The organism is Aeromonas sp. 602396 (genome assembly GCF_049173735.1).
Lineage (GTDB): Bacteria > Pseudomonadota > Gammaproteobacteria > Enterobacterales > Aeromonadaceae > Aeromonas > Aeromonas veronii_A.
Genome location: NZ_JAAKSD010000021.1, coordinates 25952 through 48994 on the forward strand (window position 1 = coordinate 25952; position 23043 = coordinate 48994).

General features: G+C 61.4%; 25 protein-coding genes. 10 read left to right on the forward strand and 15 right to left on the reverse strand.

Annotation, left to right across the window (positions count from 1 at the left end):
- Nucleotides 1-9 precede the first annotated feature (9 nt).
- The 5 genes from G5229_RS19590 to G5229_RS19610 form a co-directional block, all read right to left on the reverse strand.
- Nucleotides 10-213: a transcriptional initiation protein Tat gene (locus G5229_RS19590; protein WP_211052394.1), complete on the reverse strand. Its 204-nt coding sequence runs from the start codon at nt 211-213 to the stop codon at nt 10-12.
- Nucleotides 214-330: 117 nt separating this feature from the next.
- Complete coding sequence (locus tag G5229_RS19595; protein WP_421210127.1) at nt 331-948, reverse strand: TorD/DmsD family molecular chaperone; 618 nt, start codon at nt 946-948, stop codon at nt 331-333.
- 10 nt (nt 949-958) lie between these two features.
- Nucleotides 959-2692 (reverse strand): 4Fe-4S dicluster domain-containing protein, encoded by a 1734-nt coding sequence (locus G5229_RS19600; protein WP_421210128.1) that lies wholly within the window; start codon nt 2690-2692, stop codon nt 959-961.
- 104 nt (nt 2693-2796) lie between these two features.
- Nucleotides 2797-3390, reverse strand: a complete 594-nt coding sequence (locus tag G5229_RS19605) for a DUF3306 domain-containing protein (RefSeq protein ID WP_421210130.1) — start codon at nt 3388-3390, stop codon at nt 2797-2799.
- Complete coding sequence (locus G5229_RS19610; protein ID WP_201937021.1) at nt 3383-3937, reverse strand: DUF3305 domain-containing protein; 555 nt, start codon at nt 3935-3937, stop codon at nt 3383-3385. The genes G5229_RS19605 and G5229_RS19610 overlap by 8 nt, the downstream gene beginning before the upstream one ends.
- A gap of 313 nt (nt 3938-4250) precedes the next feature.
- On the opposite strand from G5229_RS19610, the gene G5229_RS19615 reads away from it, so the two are divergent.
- From G5229_RS19615 to G5229_RS19625, 3 genes are all read left to right on the forward strand, one after another.
- Nucleotides 4251-5159, forward strand: a complete 909-nt coding sequence (locus tag G5229_RS19615) for a nuclease-related domain-containing protein (RefSeq protein WP_182963480.1) — start codon at nt 4251-4253, stop codon at nt 5157-5159.
- A 108-nt stretch (nt 5160-5267) separates the two neighbouring features.
- Nucleotides 5268-6125 (forward strand): formate dehydrogenase accessory sulfurtransferase FdhD, encoded by an 858-nt coding sequence (locus G5229_RS19620; RefSeq protein WP_235461700.1) that lies wholly within the window; start codon nt 5268-5270, stop codon nt 6123-6125.
- Between the two features lie 15 nt (nt 6126-6140).
- Nucleotides 6141-7007 carry a helix-turn-helix transcriptional regulator gene (locus G5229_RS19625; protein WP_005312265.1) on the forward strand — a complete coding sequence of 289 codons (867 nt, stop codon included), beginning with the start codon at nt 6141-6143 and terminating at the stop codon, nt 7005-7007.
- A gap of 79 nt (nt 7008-7086) precedes the next feature.
- On the opposite strand, the gene G5229_RS19630 is transcribed toward G5229_RS19625, so the two are convergent.
- Nucleotides 7087-9189 carry a sensor histidine kinase gene (locus G5229_RS19630; protein WP_421210133.1) on the reverse strand — a complete coding sequence of 701 codons (2103 nt, stop codon included), beginning with the start codon at nt 9187-9189 and terminating at the stop codon, nt 7087-7089.
- Between the two features lie 25 nt (nt 9190-9214).
- The gene (locus tag G5229_RS19635) at nt 9215-10570 is read right to left on the reverse strand and encodes a sigma-54-dependent transcriptional regulator (RefSeq protein ID WP_421210135.1); all 1356 of its coding nucleotides are present in this window, start codon (nt 10568-10570) and stop codon (nt 9215-9217) included.
- A 254-nt stretch (nt 10571-10824) separates the two neighbouring features.
- On the opposite strand from G5229_RS19635, the gene G5229_RS19640 reads away from it, so the two are divergent.
- The 6 genes from G5229_RS19640 (at nt 10825) to G5229_RS19665 (ending at nt 16648) form a co-directional block, all read left to right on the forward strand.
- Nucleotides 10825-11667, forward strand: coding sequence for a substrate-binding domain-containing protein (locus G5229_RS19640; protein WP_421210137.1), 843 nt, complete (start codon nt 10825-10827; stop codon nt 11665-11667).
- A gap of 64 nt (nt 11668-11731) precedes the next feature.
- On the forward strand, nt 11732-12433 hold the full coding sequence (locus G5229_RS19645; protein ID WP_005347674.1) for an ABC transporter permease: 702 nt from the start codon (nt 11732-11734) through the stop codon (nt 12431-12433).
- Between the two features lie 34 nt (nt 12434-12467).
- Nucleotides 12468-13163 carry an energy-coupling factor ABC transporter ATP-binding protein gene (locus G5229_RS19650; protein ID WP_279463502.1) on the forward strand — a complete coding sequence of 232 codons (696 nt, stop codon included), beginning with the start codon at nt 12468-12470 and terminating at the stop codon, nt 13161-13163.
- On the forward strand, nt 13135-13767 hold the full coding sequence (gene mobA / locus G5229_RS19655; protein ID WP_100645363.1) for a molybdenum cofactor guanylyltransferase MobA: 633 nt from the start codon (nt 13135-13137) through the stop codon (nt 13765-13767). The genes G5229_RS19650 and mobA overlap by 29 nt, the downstream gene beginning before the upstream one ends.
- Nucleotides 13764-15527 (forward strand): bifunctional molybdopterin-guanine dinucleotide biosynthesis adaptor protein MobB/molybdopterin molybdotransferase MoeA, encoded by a 1764-nt coding sequence (locus G5229_RS19660; protein WP_421210139.1) that lies wholly within the window; start codon nt 13764-13766, stop codon nt 15525-15527. The genes mobA and G5229_RS19660 overlap by 4 nt, the downstream gene beginning before the upstream one ends.
- A gap of 62 nt (nt 15528-15589) precedes the next feature.
- Entirely contained in the window at nt 15590-16648 is a 1059-nt protein-coding gene (locus G5229_RS19665) for an FUSC family protein (protein WP_005362124.1), read from the forward strand.
- Between the two features lie 58 nt (nt 16649-16706).
- Here the strand turns inward: G5229_RS19665 and G5229_RS19670 are convergent, their stop codons facing one another.
- The 8 genes from G5229_RS19670 to G5229_RS19705 form a co-directional block, all read right to left on the reverse strand.
- Complete coding sequence (locus tag G5229_RS19670) at nt 16707-17261, reverse strand: DUF3332 domain-containing protein (RefSeq protein ID WP_421210141.1); 555 nt, start codon at nt 17259-17261, stop codon at nt 16707-16709.
- 180 nt (nt 17262-17441) lie between these two features.
- Nucleotides 17442-18743: a methyl-accepting chemotaxis protein gene (locus G5229_RS19675; RefSeq protein ID WP_421210143.1), complete on the reverse strand. Its 1302-nt coding sequence runs from the start codon at nt 18741-18743 to the stop codon at nt 17442-17444.
- A gap of 91 nt (nt 18744-18834) precedes the next feature.
- Entirely contained in the window at nt 18835-19314 is a 480-nt protein-coding gene (locus G5229_RS19680) for a GNAT family N-acetyltransferase (RefSeq protein ID WP_374840880.1), read from the reverse strand.
- 97 nt (nt 19315-19411) lie between these two features.
- Entirely contained in the window at nt 19412-19855 is a 444-nt protein-coding gene (locus G5229_RS19685; protein WP_047439976.1) for a DoxX family protein, read from the reverse strand.
- Nucleotides 19852-20604 (reverse strand): putative DNA-binding domain-containing protein, encoded by a 753-nt coding sequence (locus G5229_RS19690; RefSeq protein WP_421210146.1) that lies wholly within the window; start codon nt 20602-20604, stop codon nt 19852-19854. Before G5229_RS19690 ends, G5229_RS19685 begins: the two co-directional genes overlap by 4 nt.
- Nucleotides 20597-21445, reverse strand: a complete 849-nt coding sequence (locus G5229_RS19695) for a DUF692 domain-containing protein (RefSeq protein ID WP_421210147.1) — start codon at nt 21443-21445, stop codon at nt 20597-20599. The genes G5229_RS19690 and G5229_RS19695 overlap by 8 nt, the downstream gene beginning before the upstream one ends.
- A gap of 72 nt (nt 21446-21517) precedes the next feature.
- On the reverse strand, nt 21518-21781 hold the full coding sequence (locus G5229_RS19700; RefSeq protein WP_005334862.1) for a DUF2282 domain-containing protein: 264 nt from the start codon (nt 21779-21781) through the stop codon (nt 21518-21520).
- A 434-nt stretch (nt 21782-22215) separates the two neighbouring features.
- Nucleotides 22216-22416: a YbfA family protein gene (locus G5229_RS19705; RefSeq protein WP_005334863.1), complete on the reverse strand. Its 201-nt coding sequence runs from the start codon at nt 22414-22416 to the stop codon at nt 22216-22218.
- A 212-nt stretch (nt 22417-22628) separates the two neighbouring features.
- Between G5229_RS19705 and G5229_RS19710 the strand changes: the two genes are divergently transcribed.
- Nucleotides 22629-22922 carry a hypothetical protein gene (locus G5229_RS19710; protein WP_323911541.1) on the forward strand — a complete coding sequence of 98 codons (294 nt, stop codon included), beginning with the start codon at nt 22629-22631 and terminating at the stop codon, nt 22920-22922.
- Nucleotides 22923-23043 lie beyond the last annotated feature (121 nt).

Here is a 23043-nt window from a genome sequence, read left to right on the forward strand (position 1 = left end):
TGATCCGGCTCAGTCGGTGCCGCGCAGGGTGCGATAAAAGTCGTGAACATGGGGGGTCTCCCGATAGCCCTTGTCAGGCTCGGTGTTGTGGGTCAGCACCTCTTTGCCCACCACCCGACCGGTGGCACCGGCCAGCACACCTATGGTGGCGACCACGCCAACTCCCTTGATCAGATTGCGGCGGGACGGGTCTTTCAGCTGTTCATCGCTCATTCTTGTGACCTCTGTTGTTGTTCTTGCCGGCGCCTGCGCGCCAGCTTCGCGTCCAATGGGATATCTCGTCTGCTCGTTTTGTTATGCGCAGCTCTTGTTATGCGCAGATAAGGGCGTTCAGCCCGGCACCACGCAGGCGCCAAACGGCAGGCGCAATTCGTTTTCCAGCTTGAAGAAATCTTCGGCAAGGGCGCCGACCGCCCGGTAGAAGCTGCCCCCTTTCGCCTGTTGCTGATCGCGGCAGCAGGCGAGTACCCAGGGGGCAAGGTGGCGCTCATAGAAGCGGTTGCGCTCCGGGTGCAGCTCACCAATCAGTACCGCCATCACCTCACAGAGGGCGGCCAGGTGATCTTCCGGCTCGCACACTCCGCTCTGGCGCTCGAAGCCAAGCGACTGCAGGTCTGCGCGCAGCACCGCCAGCGGCAACTCCATCAAAGAGCCGGTGAGATACCAGGAGGCAAACGGCACGATCTCTCCGCGCCCCAGCCCGATAAAGAGATCCTGATACTCCTCGGCAAGCTCGTTTTCGTGGTGGCTGCTGGCCGCCAGCTGCACCAGCCCCAGCCCTCTGGCAAAGGGGCCCGGCATCGGCTGCAACCCTTGCAGCCAGGCGAGCTGTTCACCACTGGGGGCGGCGCGCCAGAGGCTCGCCAGCAGGGCGTAGAGATCGGCGCTGCTCTGTTCCAGTTCGGTCATGGTCAGTTCGCCAGCCTTTTCGTTATGTTGTTCACTCATCACTGGCCCCTCATACCTTGAGCTGGGAGACGGGATCCGCCGCCAGCGCCGCAAACACATCCTTGACCCGACAGTCCTCGCACATCAGCAGCCGCTGGGCGGCCTCGTTCTGGAAGTGGGAGTGACCGGCCAGTTTTTGCTGGATGCGGCGGATCATCGAGGCGGGCGCGAACGGCTTGGAGCAGCGAATGCAGCAGGCAGCCTCTTCGGCTTTGAGGCTCTGGACGGCGCGGCGCGCTTCGGGCACCGGCTGTAGGCGGGGCGTGAGCACGATGGCCTGCTCGGGGCACGCCTTTTCGCACATGCCGCACTGGATGCAGTCCTGTTCGATAAAGTTGAGGCCGGGGGCATGACCCACCGCATGCAGGGCGCGACTCGGGCAGACCGCCACGCAGCCCATGCAGAGGGTGCAGTCAGCTTCTTTCAATTCCACACTGCCGTAAGGGGCGCCGTGGGGCACCGCCAGCGGCTCGCGGCTCCCTTCGTTGGCCTGCCAGAGGGCATCGAAGGCGGCAAACAGATTCTCCCGTTTATCCCCTTTCAGCGGCTTGTCCAGCAGGGCAACGGCTGACTGCGCGTAAAGAGACTCATCCATTTCGGCATCGCCGTTAAACAGGGCAATACGATTGGCAGCAAGACCGGCGCCCGCCAACAGCACGGCGGCGCTCGCCAGCTCCCGCTCAACCAATGCCCGCACACTTGCGGGAGCATCATCACCGAGCGCAATGCGCACCGCACTGGCGCCATAGGCGAGGGCGGTGAACCAGCTCTCGATGCCTAAACTCGCGCTCTCCTCCACCCAGACCGGCAGCCAGTTGGCGGGCAGGCGGGTGAGATCGGCTTCCACCCATTCGCGCTCGTTTTCACCGGCGATCAGCAACTGCGGCGCTTCGCCGCCCGCATCCCGGTAGTGCTTGAGCAAGCGCAGCAGGTAGTCGCCGCTGGTGTTGGCATCGGGCTGATGATAGCCAATCGCCCCGGTCGGACAGGCAGAGGCGCAGCTACCAAAGCCCTGACAGAGATGGGGATCGATCTGGATGCGGCCATTGATGGGCTTGAGGGCATCGGTCGGGCAGACATCGAGGCAGCGGCTGCAACCGGGCACGCCGCGGGCGGTAAAGGCGCACGCCTCGGGGTCGAGGCGAAAATAGCGCGGCTTGTCGAAAATACCGGTCAGCGCACAGAGCTCGGCAAGCCGTTCGGCCAGCCCATCGTCATCGGCCAGATGCAGATAACCGACCGGCGGGCGCTCCAGCGCAAAGAGCGGGGCGCGGCCCAGATCGGCCACCAGATCGAAGCGCGGTTCGCCATTTGCAGCGGCCTGCTGAGTAAAACAGAGCGCCGCCAGATTAACCCGCTCACCCTGACCATTGAGGCCGGTGAGCTGAAACTGCCCCAGATACCCTGTCAGGCTCGGTTCGCGCAGGGTCAGGGCAGCGAGGGATGCTGTGGCATCGAAAATGGCTTCGAGATCTGCCGCTTCGGCATCATGGACCGCTTCGGTCACCAGCATGGTGGACTTCACCCCGACGGGCAGCAGGCTGGCAGCGCGGCGAATGCGATCTTCCGGGCCGACCAGCAGCAGGCGCCCCTGACTCTGGTAAGAGACAGTGGCCGGGATCAGGTTATCTGTCTTGACCGTATGCTGCAGGGCATAGGCGCGAGCGCGGCTGTTGCGCTGCTCACTGCGCCCCGCGCGACCCTCATAAAGGGGCGAGGTTGAAATTGGTAGTTCGATGCTCACATGCACTCCTGTGCGCGCCACCTCATGGGATGGGGCGCTTGTTGGTAAGCCGAGAGAGCAAGAGGCGAGCCAACTCCCCCGGGAAAAAAGTGACTGACAGGGAGTCAGGATCCTGAGGGTTCCATTCCCCCACCTTTGGTTGGGACATTTTGTCCACCACAGGAAACCAAAATGTCCCGATCGTCGGTGTGGGTTTGAGAATGGTTATCAGCCAGCTCGTCGGCGGCAGGTTCGCTGGCAAGCGCCAGCGGTTCAGCAGACCCGCTGGCCGAGTTGGCCGATTCGCTCTCCGGGGCGGTTACCTGATCCACCAGCCAGTTGCGCAGCCCGGCGGTCAGGGCTGCGGGCAGCAATTCGGGCTGGCTGAAATCCTGGGTGTAGTCGTCGAGCCCATCCGGCTTGTGGCTGCGAAACATGGCCCGCAGCGCCTCCCTGTCGGGGAGTTTGGCCTTGCCCGGCTGCGCCGTTGTTAGCGGCGGTTCGCCACTCTCGGCCCCCTCAACGGCAAGGGGTTCACTGCTCCCCTTGTCAGTGCTGACTACGGGGCTATCCAGCGCAGTATCTGGAGTTTTACCTTCGCCACAGCCTTCGATGGGGGCGGCAACAGCCTCGGGGCTAACCTCTTCCCGTGGCCGCAATACCTGATGCTTGCGCGCCTCACTCTTGCGAGACGACCAGCGTTTGAGGAACTCACTCATGGGCGCGATTTCCGCTGTCACTGCCACGCTCGCGGCCATCGGGGCCGGTGGCTTTCACGGCGCCGCAGCTGGCTTGATCTACCGTATCGACACCGAGCTGATCCTGCGCCCGTCCCTTGCCCTTTTTGCCCTTGCGACGGGCCTCCAGCAGCTCGCCGTGGCGGCCGATAAAGGCCTCCACCCAGGCTTGCAGCGCCTCGGGTAGCGGGCAGGAGAGCACCTGCCGCTCGCCATCCATATAGGCGGCGGCCACGGTCTGGCTCAGGGTCAGACCATCGGCCACAAAGCCACTGTCCACGCGGCTTCCGGTCACAAAGAGGCGGGGCGAGCCGGAGCTCAAATTGAAGCGATAATCCCCCCGCTCATCGCGAAACAGGGTAAGGGGCAAGGCACCGGCAGCCTCGGGCTCGGCGGGATGGAGCGCCACAATCTCGAAACGGCGGCTCTGCCAGCGGCCAACCTGGCTGTCGATGGCCTTTAACTCCAGTTGCAGCCAGCGCTGCGGGGGCAAGGTATTGGTTGTCTCTTGCACTGTCACGGCTCCCATCAGAAGGTCTCTGCCGAGCCGCCCTCCCCCGTGAGCCACCCCGTTTGGGGCGGATCACAGCAGGAGACTTATGGCGGCTACGGCCATCAATGGGATAAGACATAGCAAGAGTGGGGCCAAGGAGGGATGGGGTTCCGGCAGCTCGATTAGCGAATCTCATTCGGATGATCGCGTATTCATACCATGGCGCAATGACAGAGGATTTAGCGTCTAACTTTTAGCTTTATAAACAATTAACTAACGCAAAATCATATTGATAGACTCTTACAGGGCCGCTACGCTACAGCGTCACACTTCAACAAAGACGATCGAAATGGAATTCTCTTCGCTTGTTGTATCTACTCTGGCGACCACCAGCTTGTTATTGGTGCCAATGTTCTTATCAGTAGGGATCATCTTGTTGATAAGGAAAAAACTGCGTTCACACAACGTCAGTCCCTTAACCGCAGACCTTCTAAGGCCAGCAGGCCATACGCTTAAGCAACAGATACAGGATCTGGAGATAGATCTCTTTTCCCAAATCATCTTCACTCCATTGGTCATGGTGATGATAGGGTTCTACATCTTGCTGCAGCACTACACGCAGAATACGGCCATTACCTCTCCAGTGTTGCTTTTCATTGGGATAATGATGCTTGGGATCTTCACTTACGGCACAGCCAAAACATACAAGACAGCCAAACGGCTGCAGCATCTCAAACTGGGGTATTCATGCGAGCTTGCCGTTGCTCAAGAACTGGATCACATTGTGCGTCCCCCTCAGCACCCCTATCGGGTCTACCACGATATTCCCTTTGATAACTTCAACATAGATCATCTGATCATCTGCCCCAATGGGGTATTCGTCATAGAAACCAAAGGCAGATCCAAGCCCATCAACGATGGTGCAAAGCAGTTCAAAGTTCGGGTTGAAAATGATGCTCTCCATTTCCCCAATCATACGGAAACAGAACCATTGGAGCAGGTTCGCCGCAACGTCACTTCGGTTCGTAACTGGCTCAATAGCGCCACAGGCAACGATATTCCCGTTGGGGGCATATTGGTTCTACCTGGCTGGTTTGTGGATTTGCGGCAAAAAGCAATATCACCCTATGTGGTAAACCCTTCTGCATTGCCAAAGTTACTGCATCAGTTTCGCGTTGGAACCCTTGAACTCTCGCAAATTCAAGCCATTGCCTATCAAGTCGAGCAAAAAGTCCGGGATGTAGCCAAATCCGGTTGAACATGGCACTCACAAATACCCCGAGATAGAACCTCACCCAAAAGTAATTTGGAACAAAACTTGCTGTATCCCTCCCCTTAGATCCCGGCAACCGGTCGCGAGGGGCCCATGACACCGACCTTTATCAAAAGCAATGCTGCCGCCCAGCTCACCATGGCCGTCGAGGTGATGGATGAGCAGGGCACAATGAACACCCGCCAAATCGCCTGCGAGCGGCCACTGACGGTCTACCTCAACTGGAAGGAGATCGTAACCCTGATGACGCTGGGGGCCCGCCCCGAGGCGCTGGTGCTGGGTTATCTGAAAAATCAGGGCTTTATCGAGGATATTGCGGCCATCGAGTCGGTGATCGTCGACTGGGAGAGCGAGGCCGCCGCCGTGGTGAGCAGCCAGCAGGCCGCCGATCTCGACAAATCCTTGGAGAAGAAGACGGTCACCTCCGGCTGCGGTCAGGGCACCATGTATGGCAGCGTGATGAAGAAGCTCGAAGGGGTGGTCTTGGCGGCGCCCGAGCTTAAACAGAGCACCCTCTACGCCCTGCTCAAGGCGCTGTCGGCCCATAACGAAACCTACAAGATGGCGGGCGCCGTCCATGGCTGCGCCATCTGTCGCGGCAGCGAAATCCTCTCCTTTGTCGAGGATGTGGGGCGCCACAATGCGGTGGATACGCTGGCGGGCGAGCTCTGGATGCGCGGCGAGGCTGGCCACGACAAGATCTTCTACACCACCGGGCGGCTCACCTCGGAGATGGTGATCAAGGTGGCGCAGATGGGCATTCCGGTGCTGCTGTCGCGCTCCGGCGTCACCCAGATGGGGCTGGATCTGGCCCGCCAGCTCGGCATCACCATGATTGCCCGCGCCAAGGGGCGCCACTTCGAGGTATTCAGCGGCCACGACCATATGGTGCTGGACGAGAAGCCGCCGGTGCTGGCGCCCGGTTCGGCTGGTCGCGGGATGCGGGACTAAGCCATGAACGAATTTATGAATGTGAAGCAGGTGGCGGAATACCTCGATCTCAATGAGAAGAAGGTCTACCAGCTCGCCAACGAGGCGCGCATCCCCGCCACCAAGGCGACCGGCAAGTGGCTGTTTCCCCGCTCCCTGCTCGATCGCTGGCTGCTCGGCAGCTGCCACGAGGGGGTGATGAACGACCGGCTGCTGCTGGCGGGCTCGGACGACGTGCTGCTCCACTACGCCAGCAGCCGTTTGGCCCAGCAGCTCGGCACCCAGGCACTGGTGGGCTACACCCCGTGCGGCACAAGGCAGGGGCTGGCGATGCTGGCGCGCGGCCATGTGGATCTCTGCGCCATCCACTGGGGGCAGGCCGAAGAGGCGCACCTGCGCCATCCGGCGCTGGTGCAGCAGTATCAGGGCCACCGACAATGGGTGATCGTTCATGGCTTTCGGCGGGTGCAGGGGCTGGTGCTGCGCCAGGGGTTGCAACCCAAGGAGGCGAAAGAGGCGCTCGACTGGCGCTGGGCCATGCGCCAGGAGGGGGCTGGCAGCCAGCGCGCCCTGCAGGAGTGGCTGCAAACGCAAGGGGAGTCGCTGACCCGGCTGGAGCGCACCATTGAGGTCAACAGCGAGCGGGAGCTGGCCGCCGCCATCAGCCGTGGCGATGCGGATGTCGGGCCCGGCGCCCAGAGCACCGCCACCGAGTTTGGCCTCGGCTTTATGCCCTTGTCGCAGGAGTGCTTCGATCTGGTGATGCCGCAGGGGGTCTTCTTTCGCACCCTGCTGCAACAACTGATCGGCTGGCTGCAATCCCCCGAGGGGCGCGAGCTGGCGGCCCGCCTCGGCGGCTATGACCTGACCCAGAGCGGCAAGCTGGTGTGGAGTCCGCAGTAAATAACCACTCACCCCCGACAAAACAGCCCGCCAACCATGTTGACGGGCTGTTTTTATCACGGGCCTTTTTATAACAGCATCAATCGCCTGTCTCACGCCCCTCGGCATTGAGCGCAATGCGCCACCCTTCCAGTTTCGCAGGCTCGCTGCCGCTGGGCAGCAGGGCGTGGCTGCACAGCCGCACGGTAAAGCAGCTCCCCTGCCCCGGGGTGGAGTCCACCAAGAGCTCCCCACCCCAGCGGCTGATGATGCGGTGGCTCAGGGCCAGCCCCAGACCGGTGCCGGTAGCGCGGGTGGTGAAGAAGGGGTCGAAGATCTTGTCGATAATGGCCGCCTCGATGCCGCTGCCGTTGTCGATCACCCGCACCTCGGCCCCGCGCAGCTGACCCAGTTCATCGACCCAGTCGCGGCTCTCGACCCGGATCTCCCCCTGCTCACCCAGCGCGTGGCTGGCGTTGACCAGGAGGTTTATCAGCACCTGCAGCAGCTGCTGGCGATCCGCCTCGATCGGCTGCTGCGCCTTGAGGTCGGCCACCAGCGCCACCTGCTGCTGGCGCAGGGCGGAGCGCACCAGAGTCAGGCTCTCCTCGATGATGGGGTTGAGGTGCTGCCACACCGGCGCCGTCTCGTAGTCGCCGGGGCGCGAATATTGCAGCAGGCTGCGGGTGATGGCGCGAATGCGCTCGATCTGGGCCAGCACCAGTGCCAACTCCTCGCTGACCGGCTCGGCCGCCTCCCCCAGCTCCAGCTTCATCAGCTCCACATTGCCGAGGATCACCGCCAGCGGGTTGTTGATCTCGTGGGCCACACCGGCCGAAAGCTCGCCAAGGGCCGCCAGCTTCTCGCTGATCAGCAGCTGCTGGCGCGCCTCGGTCAGCATATGGATATGATCTTCCAGCTCGGCAGTCTTGAGCTCGAGGCTTTGGGTACGCTCGGCCACCTTCTGCTCCAGCTCGTCGGCGCTGCGAGCCATCTGCTGCTGGTGCGCCTCCTGTCTGTCCAGCATTGCATCGAACTGGCGACCGAGTTGTGCCAGCTCGTGGTCGGGGTCGAGGGCCAGCGGGCCGATGCGAGCCGACTCCCCGGCCTGCACCTGCCGCACTACCTTGTGCATCCGCTCGATGGGGGAGAAGAGATCCCGCGCGCCGCGATAGACCAGCAGGCCGGAGAGCAGCAATAGCAGCACCACGCCGGAGCCCAGCTCCACCAGATTGGTGAGGTAGGTGCGGATGATGGGCCACTCGAGAAAGCCGACATAGAGCATGCCGAGCCGCTCGCCCCTGGCTCCCAGCAGCGGCTCGTAACCCGAGACATACCAGGCGTCGTGAACGAAGGCGCGGTCAACCCACATCTCCCCCCGCCCCAGCACCTGCTCGCGCACTGGCGGCGAGACCCGGGTACCCACCGCCCGGCCCACCTGACGGCTGCTGCTGACCGGCACGTTGGTGCTCACCCGCAGATCGTCGAGAAACAGGGTAACGGTGCCGACGCTGCCATCCGGCAGGGTGTTTTTGGCAAACACCTGACCCTTGAGCTCATCCACCAGCCGGGTGCTGCCGTTGACAAGCTCGCCCCCCTCCAGCACGGCCCAAAGGGAGCCGTCGCGGCCCATCACAGGGGTCAGCGACAGGCTGATCAGCCCCCTGTCCTCCACCACCCTGGTGCCATCCCGCTGCCACAGCACAGCCCGCTTGGCCAGTTGCGGGGAGAGGGCGAGCATCTCCTGCTGCGACCAGACCACGAAGTGACTGACGCTGCGTCCGGCACTCAGGGTCGTCAGCTCCTGCGCCGTCAGAGCCTGAAGCTCGGCGCCGCTACGCAGGCGCAGAAAATCGAGACCATAGTTGGCCGCCAGCGGCATCACCCAGTCATGCAGCTGATCCGGCGATTCCCGCAGCCGCAGCTGAAAGGCCCAGGCATCGCGCAAATGCTCCAGATGCTCGGTCTGACGCTGCTGCTGCACCGTGATGGCGTGGTGGGCCACCCCGAGATCGCTGCGCACCGTGGTAAGCAGGTTCTGCCAGCTGTAGGTGAGGGTCCAGTAGAGGGTGAGCGCGATCATGCCCACCAGGGTGAGCATGATGGGTACCGAGGTGAGCAGCAGCAGGCGCCAGCGCACCTTGGTGCGGACGCAACGGGGCAACAGGGCGCGCATGCAGCGGGAGAGCAGGGTCAGTTTCATCGCCACCCCATCCAGTCAGCCTTCCTCATTCGATGGCCCACTCCTTGAATTTGCGATCCAGCGTCTTGCGCGCCACCCCGAGCACCCGGGAGGCGGCCGACTTGTTGCCATCATGGCTCGCCACTACTTGCAGGATGTGGGCTTTTTCCACCTCCGCCAGCGGCCACGCCAGCGGATAGCCCTCCTCGCTCGCCCCCTGTTCGGCAAGCTTGCTGCTCTGCCAGTAATCCGCCGGAGGTTTGCCCAGCAGCAGGCAGCGCTCGATAAGGTTGCGCAGCTCCCGCACGTTGCCGGGCCAGGGGTAAGCCTGCATCGCCACCACATCCTCGTGGGTCCAGCTCAAGGAACCCATTCCCATCTCGGCGGTGAGCTGGCGGGTAAAGTGGTGTACCAGCGCGGGGATGTCGTCGATCCGCTCCCGCAGCGGGGCAACCGGCAGCGCCACCACGTTGAGGCGATAGAAGAGATCTTCGCGAAAGCGGCCCGCCTCCACCTCGGCCTTGAGGTTGCGGTTGGTGGCAGCGACGATGCGCACATCCACCGCCAATTCGCGCTCGGCCCCCACCGGGCGGATGGCCTTCTGCTCCAGCGCCCGCAGCAGGGAGGCCTGCATGGCGAGCGGCATCTCGCCGATCTCGTCCAAGAAGAGCGTGCCCTGATGGGCGACCCGGAACAGGCCGTCGCGCCCCTTGCGGGCGCCGGTAAAGGCCCCCTGCACGTGGCCGAACAGCTCGCTTTCCAGCAGCTCCGGCGCGATGGAGGCGCAGTTGAGGGGCACAAAGGCTCCCATCCGGCCAGAGAGTTGATGTAGGGCGCGGGCCACCAGCTCCTTGCCGGTGCCGGACTCCCCCTCCACCAGCACGGCGGCGTTGGAGGGGGCCACTCTGGCGACGAGCGTCTTGAGCTCGCGGGTCTTGGCACTGTCGCCGATCAGGGTGGGCGGGAACAGCTTGCTCACCTCCCGGCGCAGCAGCAGGTTCTCCCGCTCCATCTGGCGGCGCTCGATGACTCTGTCCACCGCCTGCACCATTTGATCGAGGTTGAAGGGCTTGAGGATAAAGTCGCTGGCGCCGAGGCGCAGCGCCTTGAGGGCGGTCTCCATATCGCCAAAACCGGTCATGAAGATGATGTCGCTGCGGCGGGTGGCCGGGTCGATGGCTTCGTGCCACTCGATACCGGAGCGCCCCGGCAGCCGGATGTCGGCGATGATAAGGTCAAAGTGAAGGCGGCAGCGCAGGGCTTCCGCCTCCTCCACACTGGCGGCAGTCTCAATCTGGGCAAAACGCTTGGCCAGCGCCTTGGCCAGAAAGCTGCGCATGCCGGGCTCATCGTCAACGATAAGCAGGGAGAGGGCAGACCAGCGGCTGGGAGGGAGTGTCATGGAAAAAAGTACCTCGGATGCACGTACGGTCGGTGAATGTCCCGATAACCGGAACCTTAGTGGGACATTTTGTCCTTACCGTATCAAAAGCACCAACACCAATTATTAAAAGCGATAACAAGCTCACCTAATTGATTCTAATAAGCTTCTGTTTTTAAACGGCAAACCGTGAATGCAGCGGCAAAGGAACGGTTTGGCACCCTGCTTGCTTACTCTTGCCCTCTCCTCAGCCACCCTGAAAAAGTTGCATCACGATGACGATAAAAACCAGCCTCAAACGTTTTGCCCTCTCCCTCGCCACCAGCCTGCTGATCGCCGGTGCGGCCCACGCCGAAGCGGATACTAATGCCACAAAAGCGCCGATCCGTCTCGCCACCACCACCAGCACCGAGCAGTCCGGTCTGCTGGGCTGGCTGCTGCCCCAGTTCACCAAGGAGACCGGTTATCCGGTGCAGGTGATGGCGGCCGGTACCGGCCAGAGCCTGAAGATGGGCGAGAATGGCGACGCGGATCTGGTGATGACCCACGCCCCCTCTGCCGAGAAGAAGTTCGTCGATGCGGGCTTTGGCATCGAGCCGGTACACCTGATGTACAACGACTTCGTTATCGTCGGCCCGGCGAAAGACCCGGCGGGTCTGGCTAAATTGCACGACGCGGCCAAGGGGCTGCAAGCCATCAAGGAACAGGGCCAGACCTTTATCTCCCGCGGTGACGAGTCCGGCACCCACATCAAGGAGAAGACCCTATGGCAAGCCGCAGACGTTAAACCCGAGTTTGCCGGTTACAAATCCATCGGCCAGGGGATGGGCCCGACCCTGACCATGGCCTCAGAGCTGGGTGCCTACACCCTGACCGACCGCGGCACCTGGCTCGCCTACCAGAGCAAGCTGGAGCTCGCCGTGCTGCTGGAGGGTGACAAGCGCCTGTTCAACCCCTATCAGGTGATCCTGGTCAACCCCAACCGCTACCCGGATCTCAACACCGAAGGGGCCCGCACCCTGAAGAACTGGCTGGTCTCCGAGCATGGCCAGAAGCTGATCGGTGACTTCAAGGTGGCGGGTCAGGCGCTGTTTGTAGCGGATGCCAACGGGAAATAATGGCAACCCTGACCCCTGCGATGACCTTGCTGGCCCTCCCCCGGTTCGCTGAGGGAGGCGCCTGATGCCGACCCTGCTCGACACTACGTTGGCTGCCCTCGCCCTGCTGTTCAGTGGTGACACTGAACTGTGGCAGGTGGTGGGGGTCTCCTTCTCCGTCTCCTGCATCGCCCTGCTGCTGGTGCTGCTGCCCGCCTTGCTGCTGGGCTTTGCGCTGGCCTATCTGCCGCTGCCCGGCCGCTGGCTCTGGCTCTCCTGCATCAATACCCTGCAATCGGTGCCGACCGTGGTGATTGGCCTCTTGCTCTACATGCTGCTGTCGCGGGCCGGCCCTTTTGGCGACTGGAAGCTGCTCTTTACCCAGCAGGCGATGGTGGTGGGGCAGATGCTGATCGCCTTTCCGGTGATCGCCACCATGGCCCACGCGGCGTTTGTCCAGAGCGACCGGCGTGCCTGGGAGACCGCCCTGACCCTGGGGGTCTCCTGGCCCAAGGCGCTGATCGGCCTGATGCACGAGTGCCGCTTTGGCCTGCTGGCCGCCATCATCGGCGCCTTCAGCCGCATCGTCACCGAGGTGGGCTGCTCCATGATGGTGGGGGGCAATATCCTGCACTTTACCCGCAATATCCCCACCGCCATCGCACTGGAGACCCAGAAAGGGGCCTTCACTCAGGGGGTGGCCCTCGGCATAGTGCTGCTCACCCTCGCCCTCTTGCTCAACCTGCTGCTGACGGCCTGTCGCGGCCACAGCTATCTGAAGAACTGACCATGCCCCCACTGTGTACCAACAGGAGTACCCCATGGCCCTGACCGCCCACCAGCTGACGATGCGCTTTGGCGAGCGCCAGCTGTTCGAGATTGACCGGCTCGCCATCGCACCGGGGGATGCCATCTGGCTGCATGGAGCCAACGGGGTGGGCAAGACCACCTTGCTCAAAATCCTGGCGGGGCTGCTGACCCCCACCCGCGGCCACACCAATCTGCCGGGGCGCTGGCAACAGCGGCTCAACCGGCTGCTCAAGCGGGGTCTGGGGCCGGGCCGGGTCACCTATCTGCACCAGACTCCCTATCTGTTCGATCGCACGGTGCACGACAACGTGGCCTGGGCGCTCGATAAACAGCTCGGCAGCGAGATCCGGGTGTTCGAGGCGCTACGCCGGGTCGAGCTGGAGGGGCTGGCGCGGGAGCACATCAGCATTCTCTCGGGTGGCGAACGGCAACGGCTGGCAATGGCCCGCGCCTGGGCGCTGCAACCGGCCTTTCTGCTGATGGATGAACCCACCGCCAATCTGGACACACATTCGGTTGCCCTGATGGCCGCATTGGCGCAAGATCTGCGGGAACATGGCAGCGGCCTGGTCGTCATCAGCCACCAGAGCAACGCCCTGACCGACCTGTGCGAGCGGCAATGGACCCTCGCCCGTGGCCAGCTGCAAGAGACGACCCCTTTAAAAATCATCGAGCGACATGACTTCAAAAAGCGACAGCCACTCTGATCCCGTTGCCGTATCAGCAGTGATCCTGGCAGGAGGCCGCGCCACCCGGATGGGGGGCGAAGACAAGGGATGGGTAGCACTGGCGGGACGCCCTCTTATCGACCACGTTCTGGCGCGCCTGCGCCCCCAGGTGGATGAGGTGCTGATCAACGCCAACCGCAGTCAGGCCCGCTATCAGGCGCTGGCCCAGGTCATCAGCGATGACAACAACGACTATCTCGGCCCGCTGGCGGGCATGCAAGCAGGTCTTGCTGCCGCCCGTCACGACTGGGTGCTGTTTGTCCCCTGCGATGGCCCCGCCCTGCCGCTGGATCTGATGAGCCGCTTTCGCGCCGCCCTGACCCCGGATACCGAGCTGGTAGTTGCCCACGATGGCGACTGGCTGCAACCCGTGGTAGCCCTGCTGCACAAATCCCTGCTCCCCTCCCTCACCGCCGCGCTGGCAGAGGGTGAGCGCAAAATCGATATCTGGTTTGCCCGCCATAATATGGTGGTGGTGAGCTTTGCCGATCAGCCGGATGCCTTTATCAATCTCAATAGCCCTGCCGAGCTGGCCGCCTACGAGGCCCGTCTGCTCGCCCCCCAACAAGGAGTCACCTCATGACCCCGGCCCCCACCCTTCCCCTGCTCGGCTTCGCCGCCTGGAGCGGCACCGGTAAGACCACCTTGCTGGAGCAGTTGATCCCCCTGCTGGTGGATCGCGGCCTGCGCATCGGGGTGCTCAAGCACGCCCACCACGACTTTGATATCGACCAACCGGGCAAAGACAGCTATCGCCTGCGCAAGGCGGGTGCCCAGCAGATGATGGTCGCCTCCCGTCGTCGTCATGCTCGTATCATTGAAACGGAACTGGCCGAAGCCGATTTTCGCCAGCTGCTGGTAAGCTTCGATCAAACCAGCCTCGATCTGCTGCTGGTCGAGGGGTTCAAGCACGAACACTTCCCGAAAATCGAGCTGCACCGCGCCGAGATTGGCAAGCCGCTGCTCTTCCCCGAAGACGACGACATCATCGCGCTGGCCAGCGATCAGCCCCAACAGAGTGGCGAACAACAGCAGACAAGCCTGCCCCGCCTCGATATCAACGATCTAGCGGCCATTGCCGACTTCGTCTGTAGCTGGCTTGACGGCTGCCAGAGCAAGGAGCCTGAGGCGGGCAAGGGCTTTCTCTCGGTCGAGGCGGCCCGCAACGCCATTCTGGCGGCCCTCACCCCGAGCACGGCCTGCAGCGACAAACCGCTGGCCCAGTGCCACGGCGCCGTGCTGGCCGCCGATCTGATAAGCCCCATCAATGTGCCGCCCCACGCCAACTCGGCGATGGATGGCATTGGCCTTCGCAGCGACGATCTCGCCGCCGGCCGCTGGCAGCTGGTGGGAGAAGTGCTGGCGGGCCAGCAGCGCCACGAGCCTGTGCTGGCCGGTCAGGCGGTGCAGATCATGACCGGCGCCCCACTGCCCCCCGGTGTCGATACCGTGGTGATGCGGGAAGAGACGCTGATTGAAGGTGAGTGGGTCACGGTCACCGCACCGATCCGCGCAGGGCAGAATGTGCGCCTCGCCGGCGAAGATCTCGCCAAAGGTGCGATCGCCATCCCGGCCGGTACCTGGCTTGGTGCCCCCCAGCTGGGGCTGGCAGCATCCCTCGGTCAAGCCAGTCTCACTGTGCGCACCCCGCTGAAAGTGGCGCTGTTCAGTACCGGTGACGAGGTGCAGGCACCGGGCGAGCAGCTCGCCCCCGGCCACATCTTCGACAGCAACCGCTTCACCCTGATGGCCCTTATCCGCGCCGCCGGTTGCGAGGTGATGGACCTTGGCATCATTCCTGATGACAAGGCCATTCTGCGCCAGCAGCTGGAGCAGGCCGCCGCCAGCGCCGATCTGGTGCTGAGCTCGGGCGGAGTCTCGGTGGGCAACGCCGACTTTATCAAGCTGGTGCTGGCAGAGCTCGGCCAGATCGATTTCTGGCGCATCCAGATGCGCCCGGGCCGCCCGCTCGCCTTTGGCAAGCTGGGGCAGACCCCCTTCTTCGGCCTGCCGGGCAATCCGGTGGCGGCGATGATCTGCGTGCTGCAGTTTGTCGAGCCCGCCATCGCCCGCTTGCAAGGCAAACTGTGGCAGCCGCTGCGCCTCTCGGCACTGGCAGACGAGAAGATGAAGAGCCGCCCGGGGCGCACCGAGTTTCTGCGCGGCATCTTCCATCAGGACCGTAACGGCCAGTTGCGGGTACGCACCACAGGGCCACAGGGCTCGGGTATTCTCAGCTCCATGAGCGATGCCAACTGCCTGATCGAAATCGTACCGGATCAACCCGGGATCGCCATTGGCGAGCGGGTCTGGATCCACCCCCTGCAGGGACGACTGGCCTAAATCCCGACGGGGCGTCGGCCGGATGTACGGCGCCCCGTCACCCACCTGACAGGAGGCAGACCGTGCGTCTTGATGCCCCCCTCTCCCGACTCGATCTACTGGTCTATGGCCGCTACCGGATCGTCCATGGCCTGCGCATTGCGCTCGCCTTTATGCTCACCTTTCTGCTGACCCGCGAGCTGAAACTGCCGGAGAGCACCTGGCCGCTGATAACCCTGGTGGTGGTGATGGGTCCCATCTCGTTCTGGGGCAATGTGCTCTCCCGCGCCCTGCAGCGGGTGGTGGGGACCATCTTCGGCGCCAGTTGTGGGGTGGTAGCGCTCTATCTCGAGATCTACTCGCTACCGCTTACCCTGATCTGGTGCGGATGCATCATGTTCCTCTGCGGCTATCTGGCCCTCGGCAAGCGCCCCTATGTAGGGCTGCTGATCGGCATCACCCTGGGAGTCACCATGGGGGCCATGCCGGGGGATATAGAGACGGCGCTGTGGCGCAGTGCCGACGTGATACTGGGCTCCCTGCTGGCGCTGCTCTTTTGCAGCATCTATCCCCAGCGGGCCTACAGCCACTGGCGGCTGCAACTGCACCAGATCCTGCAGCAGTCGGGGCGGCTCTATCACACTCACCTCTCCCCCAATGTGCTGGAGCGCCCGCGCCTCAAGCACAATCTCTCCCAGCTGTTGGCACAGACCGGCAAACTGCGGGCCCTGCTGGCCCCGGCGGCCAAGGAGACGCGCCACAGCGTCGCCCTGTTTGATGCGGTGCAGGTCACCATGCGCAACACCCTCTGCACTCTTGAGATGCTGGCCAACACCTACTGGAACGATCGGGAGAGCCACTTCCTGATGCAGAGCACGGCTGCGCTGCAAGCCTGCCATATGGCCACCGAGGAGGCGATCAACCAGCTTGCCCTGATGATGCAAACCGGCGACGGTCGCGGCGCAGATGCCGCCATCGCCCGCCTGCACGAGGTGGCGACCCAGGTATCGCTGCCGCCCAACGCAGAGGCAGCCATCAATGGCTACCTCTGGCTCAACGTCCAGCTGACCGAGCAGCTCACCCACCTGCGCCGCCTGCTGGGGCTGATCCTCACCCCACCCCATCGCAAGCAGCCGGACTAAACCCAATGCAAAACGCCCCGCAGTGGCGGGGCGTTCCTGTCGGCATAGGCACTGATGATCAGGCCGCCGTGCGGGCGTTCTCGCTCATCTGCTCCAGCTCCGCACGGCTCAGGGTAGAGACAAAGCGGCCATCGAAGTAGATATCCATCAACTCGCCACGCTTCTCGCCGCGCATCATGCTGCTGCGGCCATCCAGATAGTGTACCTCCATCTGGGCGGTACGCTCGTCCGGGTAGCTGATCTCCACCTCGCGTACCCCTTGCGGCAGCATGGCCAGCGGCACCGTCTTGAGGGCCGGATCCAGGTGCTGGTTCACCTTGATCAACGGATTGGCCTTCATGTCCACCACTGCCGGGGATTTGCCGGTGATGGGGTTCTTGCCAGACCAGAACTCGATGGTATTGAAAATGAACAGGTCAGCGGTCGCGGCCAGACCGTAGACAGGGGAAAGCAGCATAAAGACACCGGCCCGGCCGTAGCGGTTATCCACCACGCTCAGGTTGCCCTTGGTCACCATGCCGGAAAGCCCCATCTGCCCCATACAGCCGCCCAGCCCCATGCTCGCGACCATAACCAGCAGGGCCATTGCCCGCCCCTTCTGTTGTAAAGCCATCGTGTTCTGTTCCTGCTCTGAAATAAATGAGGCGGCAAGCCTAATCAAGGGGCCAGAAGAGGACAATTCACAATGGCGGGACGATACAGGAGGGGTTCAGATTGGCATATCAAGTGCGCAATAAATAAGCACCGATGGGATTATCATCCGATCGGTGCTTCATTCAACAATCAATAACCGTCAGGAGCCGATTGCCAGATTGGAGACTGTCTCGGTCACATTGATGGCGCCCTGCTCGATCTGTGACATCACGCCACTCACCTCGCCGATCTGCTCCTTGCCACGCTGGGCACTGGTGGCCACCTCATTGATGTTGCCGGTGATCTGGGCCGTCAGTTCGCGGTTTTTCTGAACCACGCTGGCGATCTCGCCGGTCGAGAGGGAGGTGCGCGCAGCCAGCTGACGTACCTCGTCGGCCACCACCGCAAAGCCGCGCCCCTGATCGCCAGCCCGGGCGGCCTCGATGGCTGCGTTAAGGGCCAGCAGATTGGTCTGCTCGGCAATACTGCTGATGGTCGAGACAATGGCTTCAATGCTTTTCGACTGCTCATTGAGCTGGCCAATCAGGCCGGAAGTGCGACTCACCTGTTCGGAAATGGCGCTGGAGATGGCAACCGATGCCGCCAACAGCTCAGACCCAGTTTCGGCAAAGCGGGTGGTCTCCTGCGAAATGGTCTGGGCTATGTTGGCCGCCTCGCTCACTGCCTGGGAGCGCTTGATCCGCTCTGTCACCTCACTGGCAAACTTGATCACCTTGACCACCTTGCCGCTCTCATCCTTGATGGGGTTGTAGGTAGCCTCCAGCCAGATCTCGTTGCCGTGGCTGTCACGGCGACTGAACAACCCCGACTTGAGCTGGCCGTGGGCCAGATCGTCCCAGAAGTGGGGTTGCTCGCGATAGAAGCTCTCATCGCAAAACAGCCTGTGATGCTGCCCCTTGAGCTGCGAAAGGGAGTAACCGACGCAGGAGAGGAAATTCTGATTGGCCGTCACAATCTCCCCCTTGGGGGTGAACTCGATAATGGCGAGCGCCCGATCGAGTGCCGAGATGATCGCTTTCTGACGACTCAACTGCTGATAACTCTCGGTGATATCGGAGGCTATCTTGACGACCCTGACCACCTTGCCCTCAACCTTGACCGGGAAGTAGGTAGCCTCCAGCCACAACTCCCTGCCATGTTTGTCAATGCGCTGGTAGATGCCACTGTGGGAATGCCCCTGACTCAACTGTTCCCAAAACTGGGCGTAGGAGGATGACTGGGCGTAGTGGGCATCACAAAAGATCCGGTGGTGTTTACCAATCACCTCCTGCTCGCTATAGCCCACCACACTCAGAAACAGCGGGTTCGCCTCGAGGATCTCGCCACCTGGTGTGAAACTGATGGTAGCGACACCGACTTTTACTGCATCAATAAATGCCTGGGCCTGGGCCAACTGCATTTGACACGCTTGTAATTCCGCTTTGAGTTTGAAGTTGAACATCTTGCCCTGCCCCTCTGTTACCTGTTTACAACTACATCACATCTGCATGAACTTTAGACGAGAAAGCAGAGGGATAACGGGGTCCCATCCATTAAGGTGCCAGGTCCCACTCCAGATAGGCCGGATTGGCGACAAAGCCGATCCGCTCATAGAGAGGACGCCCCTGCTCGCTGGCATGGAGCCACACCTTGCCCAGCTGACGCGCGCTGGCAAAGGCCGTTATGGCATCGAGCAGCGCCGTGGCGATCCCCTGCTGGCGCCATTGCGGCCGCGTATACATATTGAGCAGATACCCCTCCATCCCCGCCAGATTTCCGGGATAGGGCGGCCGTTCAAACAATGCCAGCGTCCCGGCCGCCACGATCTGTTTGCCGCCCTCCTGCGTATCGGCCTCAGCCAGCCAGGATAAAGCACTCTCTTCACTCATCGCCTGGGTGAAATAGTCAAGGGTGGCCTGCCACAAGGCCGGGTCTGCCTGCGGCGTCACCAGCTCACCGACCTCACAAAACAGCTCCATGCGCAGCGCCACCAGTGCGGGAATATCTGCGGCCCTTGCCTGACGAATGATCATTGGCTGCTCCTTTTCTCTCATGGGAAATTTCGCCGGCCGTCATTATGACAAAGAGCGCCTTGTGGCGCTCTTTGTCATTGGGGAAATCACTGATAAATCAATGGCTGCGACGTGTCAGCCAGTGATCCAGACTCAGCACGCCGCCGCCCCAGATGATCAGGGTCAGCAGCATCCATCCCCACAGCTGGTGATCGTAAAAGCCGCCCGCCCAGAGGGTCGGGTAGGAGATCACCGCCATGATATTGAAGCCAAACAGCAGCAAGGCGGCCGGGCGAGTAAAAAGCCCCGCCAGCAGGAAGAGCGGCAGCAGCAGCTCGGTCGCCGTACCCAGATAAGCAGCCCACAACCAGGGCAACAGGGGCACCTGATACTCGGATTCAAACAGATAGAGGGTGGAATCCCACGCCGTCAGCTTGAGCCAGCCTGAAGTGAAAAAAACCGAGGCGACCCACAGCCGCGCCAGCAACAGCACACCAGCGCTGCTCCAGCGCGGCAAATCACCACTCGAGCTGGCCAGCGCCAGCCATTTGTTTGCCATCATGGCATTACCTCCATATCCACCAGCAGACCAAGGGTTATCAGGCGAGTGAGATGTTCACTGGCCGCAGGGTCGGCCGCAAGCAGATCGACCAGCGCCGTACCAGCGAGACATCCCTGTAGCAGCGCCCACTCACCCGCCGTCAGGGGCAAGGGGGCAACCCGGCAATCCGGCTGTTTCTTCAATGCCAGCCAGACGGGGGCATCAAGCGCGTCCACCGCTTCACCACAGTGCAGCGCCATCTGCCACAGGGCCAGTACCGGATAATCGCTAGCAACCAGCAGCAGATCCGTGGCTGGCAACAGCCGCAGCCGCTCCCATTGTTGCGGCGATAATGCGGCCAGACGCTCGGCTGGCCAGCAGCGTGATTCCAGCGGCAGCAGACTGGCACGCTCAAGCTGCCATTCGAACTGAGCCTGCTCCTCCAGCCAGGGCAGCCCGGTTGTAGTCGGCAAGCGGGCCAACCATTGGCCAAATCCGGCGCCATAGTGCATGACGCTCCCTTCCCTGAGCGGCTCGGCCAATACGAAACCACGGGCCGCCGCTGCAAAAAAGTCCTCCCCGACCATGGCCTTGACGGCGGGATAACTGCTCGCCAGCACCTCGCCAAGACTCAGGATGAAGTGGTTGCGATAGACCTGCAGCACAGATTCGGCAGAAAAGAGCCGGGAGCTGATGTGAGGGGAAATAGCGTCAGGCGCCCCCAGCAGGCCCTCGGCAAAGTGCTGTTGCAGCTGTGCCAGTTCAGCCATGGGCCACCTCCCGTGGTGCACTCATGGCGCACGCCTCATCCAGAATGGCGCCGGCCTGCGCCGCCTCTGCCAGCAAGACCGGCAGCGGCGGGATCTCGAGGTCCCACTCAATCAGGGTGGGAATGGCCTGCTTGCGGCAGATCTGGCGATAGAGTTCCCAGACCGGCTCCACCACAGGGGCGCTGTGGGTATCGATATAGAGGGAGCCTTCCGGCAGCTGCTTCTCGGTATAACCGGCCAGATGGATCTCCCCGACGGTGGCGAGATCGATCTCCGCCAGATACTCATCGCAAGAGAAACCGTGATTGAAGGCACTGACATAGAGATTGTTGAGGTCGAGCAGGATGCCGCACTCGCTGCGCTGCTGCAGCTCGGCCAGAAATTCCCACTCGCTCATCTCCCCGGGCAGTTGCAGATAGGAGGAGGGATTTTCAATCAACATGCGGCAACCCAGGGTCTGTTGTACCTGCTGGATCTTGTCGCTCATGTTGCGCAGGGAGGCTCGGGTATAGGGCACCGGCAGCAGATCGTTGAAGTAACGCCCACCAATGCTGCCCCAGCTGAGATGTTCGGAGATCCGTACCGGTTTGATCGCCGCAGCCAGTGTCGACAACTGCTGCAGATGGTGCGGATCGAGCGGGTCTGCAGAACCGAGGGACATGCCAACGCCGTGAAGACTGACGGGGTAGTGCTGCGCCAGTTCGGCGAGCACCTGAAAACCGTGACTGTGCCGTTCGAAGTAATTTTCACTATGCACCTCCAGCCAACCGACTGCCGGCAGGGTTTGCCGGATCTCATCGTAATGGGGAGTGCGTAATCCGATACCAATCAAAGGGTTCATCGCAAGACTCGCTTTCGCCAATCAGAGAAGATGCAGGGGGCGACCCATTGGCCATCCCCTGCCCGATGTCTCTTACTTGGGTTGCAGCGAACCGCCGACCAGCTTCTCGCACAGCCCTTTGGGCATCACCACAAAGGCATCACCCTGAGCATCTTCCTTGGCGGTACCGGCGCAGGAGCTGCTCTTGGTCGCACAGTCATTCTTGCTGGCCTTGACCACGCCGTAGCACTTCTCCTTTTCATCGGCAGCCATTGCTGGTGCCGCGATAAATTGGGCGCCCAGCGCCAGCAGACCGGTCATGGCGGAGGCGATAGCAGTGCTTTTTTTAACATTCATGTTCATGTTCCTTTTGATGTCGTTGGATGTTGCTGATATCCCCGATTTGTCGCAACCGGGTACCTGCAATAGAACCGGCAAACGGGATATTCCCTTTCAAAAAAAACATAAAAAGAGTTAAAAAACCCAAAGGCAAACACTCAATGAATTGATTTTAAACAACTATTTCATCATTGAAAATTTCTCGACGACCACCCATTAATGAACGAGGAAAGTGCCATATGGTGCTTTCATCCCGTTAATCTTCTTCACTGCTTCCATCAAAAGAGATGTGTCAGACATAAAAAATCCCCGCCAACAGGCAGGGCTGGATGCAACTTTAAAGAAACAAGAAATAAACAATCTGAGTAGTGTTGGGAGGCAGGAGTTGCGGCATACAGATAAAAAAAGAGACAGCTTTGGCTGTCTCTTTTTGCACATGGTGCGAATGGGGTTTAGTAGAAGATCCGCTCGCCACGCTCGCTCATTTTGAGCCACACCGGTTTGGTGCTGGTTTTGTTCCAGATCCGGTGCAGATAGCTGTAGAAGCGGGCACGATCGCTGCGAAACAGCATCACGGGGAAAGCCAGAATGCCCACCAGCAATACATAAATGCGACGAAGAATAATCTGAGTCAGGGAAAAGGGATGAAACATGATGTAACTCCTTACTGGTAAGACCACTGAGCAAAGATTACCCCACTCCATGTAGGATTACTACATCACCAACGCATTTTTTTATAAAAAAATGGTGAAAAACGGGAAATACTGAAAACGGGTTACGTCATTAACCAACAGTTAACAAACTTGCGAAAATCGTGCGCTTTGCCACAGTTATCAGGGGAAAAACATGCAGTAGGGAGACACGCATGAAACTGCCGGAAGTGGCACTGCTGGTGCTGATGGTTGCCCTGACACGGGCACAACTGGAGGAGTGGCAACTGAATCGGGAAGATACCATCGTGCTGGCCGAACGGGGCGTGCCCACCGTCAGCCTGTGGCAATGTGGCACGCTGAAGCAACGGATCGCGGATCTCAACCAGCACAGTGCCGAGGTGCAGTTTCAATATCGGGGGCAAAACATGGCGGATGTGAGCCACTATCTCGAGCGCGAGTGGAAACAGGCTGGCTGCGAACAGTTACTGGTACAGCAAGGATACTGACCAAAGCTCAGACTCGAAGAGTGATGATTGAGATAAACAGAGAAAATATGGAGGCACGTTCCGGAGTCGAACCGGACTAAACGGATTTGCAATCCGCTGCATAACCGCTTTGCTAACGCGC